The sequence below is a fragment of the Kosakonia sp. SMBL-WEM22 genome, assembly GCF_014490785.1.
Lineage (GTDB): Bacteria > Pseudomonadota > Gammaproteobacteria > Enterobacterales > Enterobacteriaceae > Kosakonia.
In genome coordinates this window covers 237356-251857 of record NZ_CP051488.1, presented here as the reverse complement: position 1 = coordinate 251857, position 14502 = coordinate 237356, and the positions used below count along the sequence as shown (strand labels likewise).

The following is a 14502-nucleotide window of genomic DNA, read 5'->3' as shown; positions in this document are numbered from 1 at the left end:
TATCCAGAAGCGAAGAACTTACCGCAATTAGGGGCGATGAATAGCGGTATTTGGATGCAACGTTTCCAGCGCCGAGAGCACCTGCGGGTGTGCCTGAAATACAGTAAACCACACTGACCAGTGTCCCTGCGCAGCTCCCGTCAGCACATCATTAATGACCATCGTTCCATTTTCGTAATGGGCAAGAAATAGCTCTGCAACATTGAAGGCCGCCCGTCGGGCAAGGTTTAAATGGTTTTGTGGTTGCAGGGAGTCATCAAGAGAAACGAGGTTAATGGTATTCACTACCTCCTGGTGCGTTGCCTGAGCAAGACCTGGTGCGGGCTGTACGCGACCATCAGGCCAATACTTCAGTAATTTGTAGGTGTTATGTGTGTCAGGCCAGACATAACTCAACCGGCTGTTGTTATTGCTTCTTTTGAAATCACGGTTACAGCGCGGGCAACCCAGCAGCATATTACTCCACGTGGTTGCCAGCGCAGGGTTAAGTGATTTTGGCGCCACATGCTCCACATCGAATTTATCCAGCCGTTCACAATATGAGCAGTAAGTGCCGAAAGCCTCGATCAGTGGCTGCAAATAAGCTTGATAATGTCTCACCGCCGGGCCGGTATATGCAGGACGTTCAACAGGCCTCATTATTTCGCCTCCTGCGTTTTTTTTCTGCGTTCAGCCCGTAATAAAGCCACATAGACGGGGTTATCGCCAAAATAGGTTTCCAGCCGGTCTAATTCCTCTGACAACGCTGCTACTTGAGGATCGTCCTCAGACTTACCGCTATTTAACAGGGCGTAATAACGTCTCGCTGCCTCAACTTGTCTGTTAAACAGTGCGCTACGTTGCACATTGTCCATGCCCATCCACTCCTGCGCGATATCTTCAACGCTCATCTCTTTCCCGAGGTCGGGAGTGTGGTTCACGTTGAGCTGGTCGAGGTCGATCAACTCGCCCTCTTTGACGGATTGCAGAATAAACGGCGAGTGCGTGGAGACAATGAACTGAAGGTTGGGGAAAACATCCACCAGCCGCGGCATAAACTCACGCTGCCATTCAGGATGAAGGTGCAGATCAACTTCATCAATAAGGATGATCCCTTCACAGGCCAGCGGGTCTGATGAAAATGGATTCGCCTCTGCCAGCCTGGCGGCAATATCCATCACCATCGCAAGGGTGGTGCGATATCCATCGCTAAGCTGTTCAATCTTTAATTGATGTATTTCCGATTTTTTTATGTTGCTGCTTTCGGGTAATGGCGTGAGTTTAATTTGGCTATCGGCATCAGAATCATGCGCAACATACTGCTTTTCCCAGTCAACCATGATCCCCGCAGGTTCAACAGAGCGGATATTACTGAACTGCGGCATCAGACGTTTGATCGCAAGCCTTATTGCTGAGAGTTCTGGCAGCTCAATATCAAAGGAGCGCTGCTCTTTCTGCAGGCGATTTTCTCTCTCTTCAAGGCCGTAAAAATATTGCACAAAACGGCGGAAATTGGTTCGGCTTTCAAGTGCGCCATCAAGCGCCTCAAAACGGGTAAATGTGCTTTTAAAGTCACGCTTGCGCATAGGAACATCAAAAACACCGCGCCCGGTGCCGTAATAGATGAAAACCGGCAACGTATAGTGTTCGCCATCATTGTGCGCATTAATAAACGTATCGACATGTTTGTTGAGCGCTTTTAATCCCACTGCGGGTGGAATGGCATTGAGCGTTTTTTTGGATTTGTCGCGCTTTTCTGTTCTGTCCCACACCACGCCAGAGAAACTTTCGCATTTAATACGCATGTAAGCAGGCTGCTTACCATCAGGTTTGATGCGAAAATCTGTTTTCTTGAAACTGAGGCCACTCACCCCAGGCAACCGCGTCAGAAAAGGACCTAATCCTAGTGCAATTGCGTCTAATAACGTTGATTTCCCTGCCCCATTACGCGCGATAAGAATCGTCAAACGAGGATGAAATTTAACTTCCATATTTTCAAAACAGCGGAAGTTGTTAAGGGTAATTTTAGCTATCTTCACAATCGTGAACTCCGGCTCTCAGGGCGATGCGGTATAGTTGGGGAAAATTCACACGAAAGCAATGATAACGCTTTCTATGAATTTAGATCTCCCCGTTATCTCTCTTTTGCTTATAGATCAGCGCGTTTCTGATTGCACACACCGCAATACTCCCTCCTATATCCGCACCGTTTTTAACTCATTGATCAGCCACTGCACGGCGGGCTGGTAGTCATAGAGACGGTGCGACAGCAGCAGTAAATCGTATGAGGGCGCGCCTTCTGGCAGGGTCATGATGCGCAGCGGCAACATCTTTGCCAGCTCCTGGGCGATACGAAACGGGACGCACATTACATACCCCGATGCCACCGCCACACGGCCACCGACGGCATAGCTTTGCACTACCGTCGCCAGCGGGCGGTAGAGGTGCTGGGATAAGAGCCAGTTGTCGATATGGTCCGCGCCGGAGCTGACGGCGGGCAAGTGGATTTGCGCCTCGCTGACCAGATGGCGCATCGTCAGCTGTTCCGGCAGATCGCTACGCTCCAGCGAAGCGATAGCGACAAAGTGATCGGAGATAAGCCGGTGCTTATTAAAATAGTGTGGAATGTGCTGCACATTTTCGACGCCGATAAACGCATCCAGCTGCCCATTCTCCACCCGTTCGACCTTAATCGTTTCCGAAAGGATATCTACTGAGAGCCGCACATTTGGCGCGATGGTTTTAAAACGCGCGGTGAGCACCGGCATAAACATAAATTCGAAGTAGTCGACCGCGCCGATATAGAAGGTGTGCGCATCGCGCGCCGGGTCGAAGTGGCTTGGCCCGCGCGTGGCGGTATCGAGCTTGCTCAGCGCGCTCTCAATTACCGGAATCATCCGCGCCGCGTAGGGGGTTGGCTCCATACCGCTGTGGGTGCGAATAAACATCTCATCTTTAAGTTGTTCACGCAGACGGTTCAGTGCGTGGCTAAAGGCCGACTGGGATAAATTCGCCTTCTGCGCCGCGCGGGTGACGTTTTTCTCTTTCGCCAGAATCGGGATAAGGCGCAGCAAATTGAGATCGACCACTATTATGCATCCTGTTCATGTTTTCATGATAACAATACATTTTATTCATAACGCAGATCGTTGCTATAGTTTGCGCCACAATAAGTGCTGAAATTTTGCGCTAACCGAACCGAGACCTACGGGAGATGTTTATGAGAAATGTAACTGTCGCCGCTACCCAAATGGCATGCACCTGGGATCTGGAGAAAAACGTACAGAACGCTGAGCGTCTGGTCCGTGAAGCTCACCGCCAGGGCGCGCAGGTTATCCTGATTCAGGAGCTGTTCGCTGCGCCTTACTTCTGCATCGATCAGAGCCCGGAGCACTATGCGCTGGCGCAGGAAGTGGACAACAGCCCGCTTATCAAACATTTCTCTGCCCTGGCAAAAGAGCTGGAAGTGGTGCTGCCGCTGAGCCTGTTCGAAAAGAGCAATAATGCCTACTACAACTCGCTGGTGATGATTGATGCCGACGGCAGCGTGCTCGACACCTACCGTAAAACGCACATTCCGAACGGCCCGGCGTACCAGGAAAAACAGTTCTTCATCCCCGGCGATACCGGCTTCAAAGTGTGGAACACCCGCTATGCGAAAATCGGTGTCGGCATCTGCTGGGATCAGTGGTTCCCGGAAACGGCTCGCTGCCTGGCACTGCAGGGCGCGGAACTGATTTTCTACCCGACCGCTATCGGTTCAGAACCGGCATACCCGGATATCGACAGCCAGCCGCACTGGACCCGCGTCCAGCAGGGCCACGCTGCCGCGAACGTTGTGCCGGTTATCGCCTCTAACCGTATCGGTACCGAAGCCAGCAAATATATTGAAGGCCTGGAAATGACCTTCTACGGCTCCTCTTTTATTGCCGATCAGACCGGTGCGCTGGTTGAGCAGGCAAACAAAACCAGCGAAGCTGTGCTGGTTCACACGTTCGATCTCGATGCGATTGCCGCACAGCGCGCCTCCTGGGGCCTGTTCCGCGACCGTCGTCCGAACATGTACACCGCGCTGGCAACCTCCGATGGCAGCGTAAGGAGCAAGTAATGTCACAGCTGACCATGCCGGTAAAAGACGGATTCAGCATGCCCGCCGAGTGGGCGCCACATCAGGCCGTGTGGATGATCTGGCCCTACCGTACAGATAACTGGCGTGCTGACGCCGCACCCGCGCAGCAGGCTTTCTCTGCGGTGGCAAAAGCGATCTCCCGTACCACGCCGGTCATTATGGGCGTGCCGGCAGCGGAAATGGCGAAAGCGCGGGCAGCAATGCCCGCCGACGTCACGCTGGTGGAGATGGAGAGCGACGATGCCTGGATGCGTGATACCGGCCCAACGGTCGTGACCAATGCCGCGGGCGAAAAGCGCGGCATTAGCTGGACGTTCAACGCCTGGGGCGGCCTTAACGGCGGGCTCTACGCCAGCTGGGATCGCGATCAGTTAGTGGCAGAACAGGTGGCAAACTACCACCAGATGCCGTGCTACCATACGGACCTGGTGCTGGAAGGCGGCTCAATTCACGTGGATGGCGAAGGTACACTGCTGACCACCGCAGAGTGTCTGCTTAACGCCAACCGCAACCCGAACCTGAGCAAAGCGCAGATCGAACAGCAGTTGCGCGACTACCTTGGCGTATCGCAGATTATCTGGCTGCCGGACGGCGTGTTTAACGATGAGACCGATGGTCATATTGATAACATGTGCTGCTTTGTGCGCCCGGGCGAAGTGGCCCTGCACTGGACCGATGATGAAAACGATCCGCAGTACGCCCGCTCAATGGCAGCGCTTGAAGTGCTGCAAAGCGTGGAAGATGCGCAGGGCCGCCGCCTGAAAGTGTGGAAAGTGCCCTCTCCGCAGCCGCTTTATGCCAGCGCGGAAGAGACGTGCGATGTCGAGAAAGGCACGGCGATTGAGCGTCACGAAGGCAACCGCCTGGCGGGCTCCTACGTTAACTATCTGGTCAGCAACCAGCAGATCATTTTCCCGCTGCTGGACCCGGCGACCGATGGCACAGCGCAGGCGCTGTTTAGTGAGATGTTCCCGGATTTCATCATCACCGGCGTGCCGGCTCGCGAGATCCTGCTCGGCGGCGGTAATATCCACTGCATTACGCAGCAAATTCCCCGCTAATTCCCTTCCCGGCGGCCCTGGTCGCCGGGACTCTTCACTCTTTCTTTCGCGCCGTATGGCGGGTATGACGACATTGCTCTAACGTATTAAGAGCGTATTCTGATTTCTTTCCCCAGCGATAAAATGAACGACCCTGTTCAGCCGTGGTCAACTGCGTAATACCGGGTTTATTCATAAATCGTTGCAAAACGAATGCTCCGAAATTTACCGCTACTTAAAGCATAGGAATAAGTCATTTATTCGTGCTTTATCAGACAGTTGTGGATTTTTAGCTGCTGTAAGGCCGATTTTAAAATGTGATCATCCGCACACTTTGATCACCAGAGATCGAAGCGAATGACTAAGCTTTATAGATAGCCGGGCAACACCCGTAGTTTTTTACGACGACATCCGGAGGCCAACGTCACTATGTTCAACCAGAAACTACAAAGCGCAGAATTAATGGAATGGGTATTCGAAGATGAAACCTACGACACCGATCCGTGCGAGTTAAAACTGGATGAAATGATCGAGGCGGAACCGGAACCGGAGATGATTGAGGGGATGCCCGCATCTGATGCGCTCACGCCTGCCGATCGTTATCTGGAACTGTTTGAGCATGTGCAATCATCGCGCATCTTCGCCGACAGCAAAACCTTCCCTGACTGTGCGCCGAAGATGGATCCGCTCGATATCCTGATTCGCTATCGCAAAATTAAACGTAAACCGGAATTCAACTTACGCCAGTTCGTGAAGGCGCACTTCTGGATGCCGGAAAACTACGCCAAAGAGTATGTCTCCAACCCGGAAAACTCGCTGAAAGAGCATATCGACCAGCTGTGGCCGATCCTCACCCGTGAGCCGCGAGACCATATTCCGTGGTCCTCCCTGCTGGCGCTGCCGCAATCCTATATCGTGCCCGGCGGGCGTTTCCGTGAGACCTACTACTGGGACTCCTACTTCACCATGCTGGGGCTGGCAGAGAGCGGGCGCGACGACCTGTTGCGCTGCATGGCGGATAACTTCGCATGGATGATTGAACGTTACGGGCATATCCCTAACGGTAACCGCACCTACTACCTCAGCCGTTCCCAGCCGCCGGTCTTTGCGCTGATGGTCGAACTCTTTGAGGAGGATGGTGTGCGTGGCGCGCGGCGCTACCTCGACCATCTGCTGATGGAGTATGACTTCTGGATGGATGGCGCGGAGTCGCTGGTGCTGAACCAGGCGTACCGCCATGTGGTGCGTATGCCGGACGGCTCGCTGCTTAACCGCTACTGGGATGATCGCGATACGCCGCGCGATGAGTCGTGGATTGAAGACGTGGAGACTGCACGTCACTCCGGTCGCCCGCCAAATGAGGTCTATCGTGACCTGCGCGCTGGCGCGGCTTCCGGCTGGGACTACTCCTCCCGCTGGCTACGTGATGCGCACCGTCTGGCGAGCATCCGCACCACGCAGTTCATCCCGATCGATCTGAATGCGTTTATGTTTAAGCTTGAGAGCGCGATTGCCAACATCTCCGGGCTGAAAGGTGACCGGGAGCGTGAAGCGCTGTTCCGCCAGAAGGCGAGTGACCGCCGTGCGGCCATCAACCGCTATCTGTGGGATGACGAAAGCGGCTGCTTCCGCGACTACGACTGGCGTCGCGAGGAGATGGCGCTCTTCTCTGCTGCGAGCATTGTGCCGCTCTATGTCGGCATGGCAACGCATGAGCAGGCTGAACGGCTGGCGGAAGCAGTTACCAACCGTCTGTTGACGCCGGGCGGCATTCTGACAACGGAGTATGAAACCGCCGAGCAGTGGGATAAACCTAACGGCTGGGCACCGTTGCAGTGGATGGCGATCCAGGGCTTTAAGCTCTACGGCAACGATGAGCTGGGCGACCAGATTGCCCGCAGCTGGCTGAAGACGGTGAATGTTTTCTATCAGCAGCACCACAAGCTGATTGAGAAGTACCATATCGCCAGCAGTACGCCGCGCGAAGGTGGCGGCGGTGAGTATCCGTTGCAGGATGGTTTCGGCTGGACCAACGGCGTGGTACGCCGGTTAATTGGCCTTTACGGCGAGCCAAAAATGGACGAGCCGGAAGAAAAACCGCAAGAGTGATAACGCTGCACACTCCGTAGGCCGCCATCCGGCATTCAACGCCTGAAGCGGCTTACGCCTTATCAGGCCTACAAAACCTCACCTTGCCAATCTGTAGGCCGGATAAGCGCCTGCGCCATACGGCAAATCCTGCCTGATGGCGGCTTACGCCTTATCAGGCCTACCAAACCTCACCTTGCCAACCTGTAGGCCGGATAAGCGCCAGCGCCATACGGCAAATCCTGCCTGATGGCGGCTTACGCCTTATCAGGCCTACAAAACCTCACCCTGCTAACCTGTAGACCGGACAAGCGCCAGCGCCATGCGGCAAACCCTGCCTGATGACGGCTTATGCCTTATCAGGCCTACAAAACTTCTCCCTGCGAACCCGTAGGCCGGATAAGCGCCAGCGCCATCCGGCAAACCCTGCCTGATGGCGGCTACGCCTTATCAGGCCTACGGGATTACGGACCCTTCGAGCCTTTACTCAATCGATGGCGTTATAAATGGCGGTGTGGGTCTCTGACCATTTACGGTTCTCATCGCTAGGATTCGCCTCAAAACGTAGCTGCGCCTGCTCCATCTCATAACGCTGACGATCAACTACCGGTTTGGTGGTGCAAAACGCCTGCAGGTAATTTTTGGTAATGGAGGTGAGCGGTTTATTATTCGCCACCATCTCATGGGTCAGGGTGGTAATAAAACGTCGGCACGGGCGCTTCTCATCCATCTGCAAGCGGTAGCGCAGCAACAGATCGAGCACGTCGTTGTAGTCCGAAATCACCGCATGCTCGGTCCAGGAGAGTTTCCAGTTCATCCCGGTGCGCAGGAAGAGCGACACCACTCGGGTATCGTTGCGGTCGATAGCCGAGCGGAAGTTGTTCTCATCCCGTGGTAGCCCCATTGAGCTGAGCTCCTCTTTCGCCGACGGTTTCTGACGCTCTTCGGCAATGGGCACCGTAATATTGGTCTGACGCGCCACCGGCGCTGAGACACCGCCCATAAAGAGCCAGAACGCGCCAATCACGATCGCTAAAGCGAAGACGCCAACCGCCCCCCAGAGTACGCCAGAGACCATCTGTTCGCGCTCTTCGCGGCTGCGCACCTGCCGGGTCGCCGGTTTATCGATACTGTCGCGAATCGGTTGCGTATCGCCGCCTGCGGCGCGATCTTTTTTGCGCGCCTGCTCCCAGTAGGTGTCCAGCTCGCCTGCGGCCTCTTTCAGTAACGCGGCGGGGTTAACCTTGCCACGCCCCTCATCGTAGGCGCGCTGTACTGGCCCGGCGATCTGCGGATAGTAGCCCTCAAGCATCGCTAACTGGTTAGAACTCAGCGCATTGCCGGCGATGACGCTGGCGCGGATTTCACGCACATCATCTAACAGGGTTTGCAGGGTTTTGCGCGGCTCAACAAACAGGCTCAGACCGGGCGCATCATTGAACAGGTTGGCGTAGCGCTGGCCATACTCTTTTTTATCCACCAGCAGCAGCGCCAGCTCGCTAAAGCGCATGCCGCTCAACACATCATTACGATCGCCAAGGCGCAGCCAGCGGCGAACGCGATCGGCGCCAAACTGCGTTTTCAGGTGATTGCGCAGGCGCTCCGCATCGGGCCACGCCTGCATCACCAGCCCTTTCATCATCATTTCCATCGCGCGCAGGTGTTGCAGCCCGCTCTGCTGCGAAAGCGGATCGTTAGGGCCAAGCGCGGTACTGTAGGTCAGCAATTTCTGCTTCTTACGCAGGTTCTCCAGCGCGGCGATAAAGCGCAGCGCGGCAATAAGCTGGTTTTCAGTGACGCTCTGTCCATTCTCATAGCGCGGCACCAGCTGTTGCAGGTGGCGAAGCTGCAACGTGAACTGCGTTAATTCTGCATCGTTAAGCTTCAGTCTTTTCGCCACCGCCCCCCAGCCACCCAAACTGAGACGTGCAACATCGAGCTGTTCCAGAAACCAGCGCGGATCTTTGCCTTCATCAAAATGCACATTCAGCAGCAGCAAAATTTCGACAGAGGCCTGCCGAATAATAGCGATGCATTTTTCAAACTGTTCACCTGAAGTAACAGGGGCAGGAGTTGTCATTATTTTCCCTTAAGTACAACTTAAAACATATTGGACTGGCCCGATCAGCGGGTAATTTTTTCTTTAGTTATTAGTCGCTAAAAGATAGCTCAGCGGCGAATGATTATCAGTGATACCTGTTTCAGAATAATAAAAACAGCCCCAAATATTCACGATATTTATTTTTCATCCGCAGCCGCTTTTTTTATAAGAGGAGGAAAACAGACAAATCGCCTGTACAGTTGCCCGCTCTCTGCCAGGCTTAAAGGCGTATACGGGTAACAATCAGGAGAAGTTATGAAAAAAATCGTGCTTTCCGCCTGCTTAGCAGCTCTTTTTTCGATGTCAGCATTTGCAGAAGAGGCACCCGGCCTGAAAGCGGATAAAGCTCCGCCGCCGCCGCATAAAATGGATGACGGTTACCGGGGGATTGAAGATGCGCGCAGCATGAACGTCAAACAGGCGAAGAGCCTGCATGACGGCGCTTCCGTTTCGCTGCGCGGCAACCTGCTAAAGAAAGAGGGGAACGATCTCTATCAGTTCCGCGATAAAACGGGCCATATTCAGGTGCAAATTCCGATGGCGGTGTTTGAAGGTAAATCCTTCTCACCGGACGATCTGGTGGGGATTAGCGGCTCGCTGGATAAGAAACAGAAGCCCGAGCGCGTAAAAGTCACTCATTTCCAGGTTGAGTAACCTGACGCCCGGTAGCCGCTACGCTGCCGGGCATTATGCGCATTACAGGAACATCCCGCCAGAGACCTCCACCCGTTGCGCCGTCATCCATGCCAGCTTATCGCTAAGCAGGGCAGCAATCGCGTCGCCAATATCATCCGGTTGTCCAACCCGTCCGAGTGCCGTCTGCGAGGCGATATAGTGGTGAACCTGTTCATTGTCCCGCACCACGCCGCCGCTAAAATCGGTAGCAATCGCCCCCGGCGCGATGATATTCACCGCGATACCACGCTCGCCCAGCTCTTTCGCCTGGTAGCGGGTCAGCACTTCCATTGCCCCTTTCACCGCCGCATAGCTGGCGCGCCCCGGCTGGCAGAAGCGCGTTAACCCGGTAGAGACATTCAGAATGCGCCCACCGTTTCTGATCAGCGGCAGCAGTTTCTGCGTCAGGAAAAAGGGGCCTTTAAAGTGGATGTTGACCATCTCGTCAAACTGCTCTTCGCGCGTCTGGGCAAATGCAGCTTGAACACCGGTTCCGGCATTGTTCACTAAATAGTCAAAATTATCACGCTGCCAGAGAGTCTGTAGCTTTTCTTGCACCTGATAGATAAACCTATCAAATTGGCTGATATCGCCGACATTCAACGCTAATGCTGCCGCCTTACCCCCTTTTTCTTCAATCTCTTCCACCACTTTTTGCGCTTCAGCCTGGTTGGTATTGTAGGTCAGGATGATGCCAATTCCGTTTGCCGCCAGCTTCAATACCGTGTTTTTACCCAGCCCACGGCTGCCACCCGTTACAATTGCGATTGGTTGTGTCATATAAACCTCGTCTCTGTTGATAACCTGCACAACAAATAGGTTATTGACTGCATGCAAAACAATAAAGGTGCTAAATTACGCTTTACTGTTTCATTAAAAACAACAATAGTAGCCAGTAATGGATAAAATTTACGCAATGCAGCTTTTTGTCCGCGTCGCGGAGCTTTCGAGCTTCTCTCACGCCGCGGAGTCAATGGGGTTACCGAAAGGGAGTGTCTCGCGCCAGATTCAGGCGCTGGAAACCGCGCTGGGTACGCAGCTGTTGCACCGCACCACGCGCCGCGTACAGCTGACGCAGGATGGCATGGTCTATTACGAGCGGGCGAAAGATCTGTTGGCGAATATGGAGGAGCTGGACGGCATGTTCCTGCACGATCCCTCAACCATCAGCGGGCGCTTGCGGGTCGATATGCCGGTCGCGGTAGCGAAAAATTTAGTGATTCCGCGGCTGCCCGATTTTTTGCAGCACTACCCCGGCATTGAGCTGGAACTGAGCAGCAGCGATCGGCTGGTGGATGTGATCCGCGAAGGTTTTGACTGCGTGGTGCGCGTCGGCACGCTGAAGGATTCCGGCCTGATTGCCCGCCAGCTTGGCAGGCTGTCGATGATCAACTGCGCCAGCCCCGATTATCTGGCGCGTTTTGGTTACCCGGAGTCGCTGGAGGATCTCGCCTCCCACGCGCTGGTGCACTACACCGTTAACCTCGGCGCCCGCCCGCAAGGCTTTGAAGTGTGGCTGGATAAGCAGACGCGCTGGGTGAAAACCGGCGGTATTCTCACCGTCAATAGCACAGAAACGTACCACGCGGCCTGCGTGGCCGGGCTGGGCATTATTCAGGTGCCGCGCGTCGGCGTGCGCGAGGCGTTACGCAGCGGAAAGTTGGTGGAGATCTTGCCGCAATATCGCGCCGAGCCGATGCCGGTTTCGCTGATCTACCCGCACCGGCGCAACCTTTCGCGGCGCGTACATCTGTTTATGGAGTGGCTCTCCACTGTGCTGAAGGATTATGTCGACCAGTAGCGACTATAATTCTGCATACCACACATTCAGGAGAAGGAAATAAAACCTGATGAAAACGGAAGATGTCGAAAAACGTCCCACGCAAGACCTTGAGTATGAGCCTGTCAGGAAGATGGCAGAGACCCCGGAAAAGCCGGAAAAAGAGAGCTCTGAGAAAGATAGCGGGGCGATTGCCGCTGTCACCGATACGGCGAAAAAGATCCAGCGTAAACCGCTGGTGGCGCATCTTATTCGCGCCGCAGAACGTTTTAACGATCGCATGGGCAACCAGTTTGGCGCAGCGATCACCTACTTCTCCTTTCTCTCGATGATCCCCATCATGATGGTCTCGTTTGCCACCGCCGGGTTTATCCTCGCGTCGCATCCGACCCTGTTGCAGGACATCTTCAATAAGATCCTGCAAAGCGTCAGCGACCCGACTATGGCCTCGACGCTGAAAAACACGCTGCATATCGCCGTGGAGCAGCGCACCACCGTCGGGATTGTCGGCTTTGCTATCGCGCTCTACTCCGGCGTGAACTGGATGGGCAACCTGCGGGAAGCGATTCGTGCCCAGTCGCGCGATGTCTGGGAGCGTAACGCGCAGGATGAAGAGAAGATTTGGGTAAAGTACTTCCGCGACTTTATCTCGCTGATTGGCCTGCTGGTGGCGCTGGTGATCACCCTCTCCATCACCTCGGTGGCTGGTTCGGCGCAGGAGCTGATCATCTCCACGCTGCACCTTGATTATATCGACTGGCTGAAACCGGCCTGGGGGCTGATTGGCCTGATGATTTCAGTGCTCGCCAACTATCTGCTCTTCTTCTGGATCTTCTGGCGGCTGCCGCGTCACCGCCCACGTAAGCGCGCGCTGATCCGCGGCACGTTTATCGCCGCCATTGGCTTTGAAGTGATCAAAATCATCATGACATGGACATTGCCATCGCTGGTGAAATCCCCTTCCGGTGCGGCATTTGGCTCCGTGCTGGGTCTGATGGCGTTCTTCTACTTCTTCGCCCGCCTGACGCTTTTCTGTGCTGCGTGGATCGCCACCGCGCAGTATAAAGATGACCCGCTGATGCCGGACAGACGCCGTCGCCGCGCCGCTAAATAAGCTATCGGGCTGATAGATAGCAGGAAAATATCAGCTCGATCCATAATTCCAGCATGAAAATCCAGTCCGTAACTTTTATTTAACCTAAAACCAGTTTTATCCGCTAACTTCTAAAATATGTGAAGCATTTCATAGATGCGAATTCGTAAGTCTGAAAATTATTCGCTTTTTGCCGCTTTTTTGCCCGCCCGCCGGCTTTGTTACAGATTGAAATAACGCTTTTGCTGTGACTAATATGCTCGTTCGTTCGCCTAAAAATAAGAAAACATTATGCAAGCTACAGCCACAACCTTTGACAACGAGCAGGAAAATCCCCCGGTAAACTCGCGCAAAAAAGTCGTCGTCGCCTCGCTGATTGGCACCGCCATTGAGTTCTTCGATTTCTACATTTACGCCACCGCCGCGGTTATCGTTTTCCCGCATATCTTCTTTCCCCAGGGCGATACCACCGCAGCTACGCTGCAATCACTGGCCACTTTCGCCATCGCCTTTATCGCCCGTCCTATCGGCTCTGCCGTGTTTGGCCACTTCGGCGATCGCGTCGGGCGCAAAGTGACACTTGTCGCTTCGCTGCTGACCATGGGTATCTCAACCGTCGCGATTGGCTTGCTGCCGGGTTATGAGACCATTGGCGTGCTGGCTCCGCTGCTGCTGGCGCTGGCCCGCTTTGGTCAGGGCTTAGGTCTTGGCGGTGAATGGGGCGGCGCAGCGCTGCTGGCCACCGAGAACGCGCCGCCGCGTAAACGCGCGCTGTATGGCTCCTTCCCGCAGTTGGGCGCGCCTATCGGCTTCTTCTTTGCCAACGGCACCTTCCTGCTGCTCTCCTGGCTGCTGACCGATGAGCAGTTTATGCAGTGGGGCTGGCGCGTGCCGTTTATCTTCTCCGCCGTGCTGGTGCTGATTGGTCTCTATGTTCGCGTCTCGCTGCATGAAACACCGGTCTTCGCCAAAGTGGCTGCGGCGAAGAAGCAGGTGAAGATCCCGCTCGGCACGCTGCTGACAAAACATGTGCGCGTGACGGTGCTTGGCACCTTTATCATGCTGGCGACCTATACGCTGTTCTATATCATGACCGTATATTCGATGACCTTCAGCACCTCGCCGCAGGGCTTAGGCATGCCGCGCAATGAAGTGTTGTGGATGCTGATGATGGCGGTGATTGGCTTTGGCGTGATGGTACCAGTTGCCGGCCTGCTGGCGGATGCCTATGGCCGTCGCAAGAGCATGATTGTTATCACCACGCTTATCATTCTCTTCGCACTGTTCGTCTTCCCGCCGCTGCTGGGTTCCGGTAACCCGGCGCTGGTGATGACCTATCTGCTGATTGGTCTGAGCCTGATGGGGCTGACTTTTGGTCCGATGGGCGCGCTGCTGCCGGAGCTGTTCCCGACGGAAGTGCGCTATACCGGCGCTTCGTTCTCCTATAACGTCTCGTCGATCCTCGGTGCCTCGGTAGCGCCTTATATCGCCACATGGTTACAGGCTAACTATGGCCTGATGTACGTTGGCTTCTACCTGGCGGCAATGGCGGGCTTAACCCTTATCGCCCTGCTGCTGACCCACGAAACAAAGCATCAATCCCTCTGATGATTCCCC

General features: G+C 54.7%; 12 protein-coding genes. 7 read left to right on the top strand and 5 right to left on the bottom strand.

Annotation, left to right across the window (positions count from 1 at the left end):
* Positions 1 to 27: 27 nt before the first annotated feature.
* The 3 genes from HF650_RS01190 to HF650_RS01180 all read right to left on the bottom strand — a co-directional run bounded on the left by HF650_RS01190 (position 28) and on the right by HF650_RS01180 (position 3068).
* On the bottom strand, positions 28 to 639 hold the full coding sequence (locus tag HF650_RS01190; RefSeq protein ID WP_187800850.1) for an HNH endonuclease: 612 nt from the start codon (positions 637 to 639) through the stop codon (positions 28 to 30).
* Positions 639 to 2018, bottom strand: a complete 1380-nt coding sequence (locus tag HF650_RS01185) for an AAA family ATPase (RefSeq protein WP_187800849.1) — start codon at positions 2016 to 2018, stop codon at positions 639 to 641. The genes HF650_RS01190 and HF650_RS01185 overlap by 1 nt, the downstream gene beginning before the upstream one ends.
* A gap of 156 nt (positions 2019 to 2174) precedes the next feature.
* Positions 2175 to 3068, bottom strand: a complete 894-nt coding sequence (locus HF650_RS01180; RefSeq protein WP_187800848.1) for a LysR family transcriptional regulator — start codon at positions 3066 to 3068, stop codon at positions 2175 to 2177.
* Between the two features lie 131 nt (positions 3069 to 3199).
* On the opposite strand from HF650_RS01180, the gene aguB reads away from it, so the two are divergent.
* From aguB to HF650_RS01165, 3 genes are all read left to right on the top strand, one after another.
* A complete protein-coding gene (gene aguB, locus HF650_RS01175) occupies positions 3200 to 4087 on the top strand; it encodes an N-carbamoylputrescine amidase (protein WP_023481996.1) in 888 nt (295 codons plus the stop codon).
* A complete protein-coding gene (gene aguA, locus HF650_RS01170) occupies positions 4087 to 5169 on the top strand; it encodes an agmatine deiminase (protein ID WP_187800847.1) in 1083 nt (360 codons plus the stop codon). The genes aguB and aguA overlap by 1 nt, the downstream gene beginning before the upstream one ends.
* Positions 5170 to 5577: 408 nt before the next feature.
* Entirely contained in the window at positions 5578 to 7257 is a 1680-nt protein-coding gene (locus tag HF650_RS01165) for an alpha,alpha-trehalase (RefSeq protein WP_187800846.1), read from the top strand.
* Between the two features lie 466 nt (positions 7258 to 7723).
* Here the strand turns inward: HF650_RS01165 and HF650_RS01160 are convergent, their stop codons facing one another.
* Positions 7724 to 9316, bottom strand: a complete 1593-nt coding sequence (locus HF650_RS01160; protein WP_187800845.1) for an STY4199 family HEPN domain-containing protein — start codon at positions 9314 to 9316, stop codon at positions 7724 to 7726.
* 276 nt (positions 9317 to 9592) lie between these two features.
* Here HF650_RS01160 and HF650_RS01155 point away from each other — a divergent pair, with 276 nt between their 5' ends.
* Positions 9593 to 9991, top strand: coding sequence for a YdeI family stress tolerance OB fold protein (locus HF650_RS01155; protein WP_187800844.1), 399 nt, complete (start codon positions 9593 to 9595; stop codon positions 9989 to 9991).
* Between the two features lie 42 nt (positions 9992 to 10033).
* Here HF650_RS01155 and HF650_RS01150 read toward each other — a convergent pair whose 3' ends face one another.
* Positions 10034 to 10792, bottom strand: a complete 759-nt coding sequence (locus tag HF650_RS01150; RefSeq protein ID WP_187800843.1) for an SDR family oxidoreductase — start codon at positions 10790 to 10792, stop codon at positions 10034 to 10036.
* Between the two features lie 118 nt (positions 10793 to 10910).
* Between HF650_RS01150 and HF650_RS01145 the strand changes: the two genes are divergently transcribed.
* From HF650_RS01145 to HF650_RS01135, 3 genes are all read left to right on the top strand, one after another.
* Positions 10911 to 11813 (top strand): LysR family transcriptional regulator, encoded by a 903-nt coding sequence (locus tag HF650_RS01145; RefSeq protein ID WP_187800842.1) that lies wholly within the window; start codon positions 10911 to 10913, stop codon positions 11811 to 11813.
* 49 nt (positions 11814 to 11862) lie between these two features.
* Positions 11863 to 12906: an inner membrane protein YhjD gene (yhjD, locus tag HF650_RS01140; RefSeq protein WP_187800841.1), complete on the top strand. Its 1044-nt coding sequence runs from the start codon at positions 11863 to 11865 to the stop codon at positions 12904 to 12906.
* A gap of 270 nt (positions 12907 to 13176) precedes the next feature.
* Positions 13177 to 14493: an MFS transporter gene (locus HF650_RS01135; RefSeq protein ID WP_187800840.1), complete on the top strand. Its 1317-nt coding sequence runs from the start codon at positions 13177 to 13179 to the stop codon at positions 14491 to 14493.
* Positions 14494 to 14502: the final 9 nt, after the last annotated feature.

Bases quoted from the DNA above. Each gene is read 5' to 3' on its own strand.
- aguB (WP_023481996.1), top strand. From the start codon at position 3,200: ATGAGAAATGTAACTGTCGCCGCTACCCAAATGGCATGCACCTGGGAT.
- HF650_RS01190 (WP_187800850.1), bottom strand. From the start codon at position 639: ATGAGGCCTGTTGAACGTCCTGCATATACCGGCCCGGCGGTGAGACAT.
- HF650_RS01160 (WP_187800845.1), bottom strand. From the start codon at position 9,316: ATGACAACTCCTGCCCCTGTTACTTCAGGTGAACAGTTTGAAAAATGC.
- HF650_RS01135 (WP_187800840.1), top strand. From the start codon at position 13,177: ATGCAAGCTACAGCCACAACCTTTGACAACGAGCAGGAAAATCCCCCG.
- HF650_RS01155 (WP_187800844.1), top strand. From the start codon at position 9,593: ATGAAAAAAATCGTGCTTTCCGCCTGCTTAGCAGCTCTTTTTTCGATG.
- HF650_RS01165 (WP_187800846.1), top strand. From the start codon at position 5,578: ATGTTCAACCAGAAACTACAAAGCGCAGAATTAATGGAATGGGTATTC.
- HF650_RS01145 (WP_187800842.1), top strand. From the start codon at position 10,911: ATGGATAAAATTTACGCAATGCAGCTTTTTGTCCGCGTCGCGGAGCTT.
- HF650_RS01150 (WP_187800843.1), bottom strand. From the start codon at position 10,792: ATGACACAACCAATCGCAATTGTAACGGGTGGCAGCCGTGGGCTGGGT.
- yhjD (WP_187800841.1), top strand. From the start codon at position 11,863: ATGAAAACGGAAGATGTCGAAAAACGTCCCACGCAAGACCTTGAGTAT.
- aguA (WP_187800847.1), top strand. From the start codon at position 4,087: ATGTCACAGCTGACCATGCCGGTAAAAGACGGATTCAGCATGCCCGCC.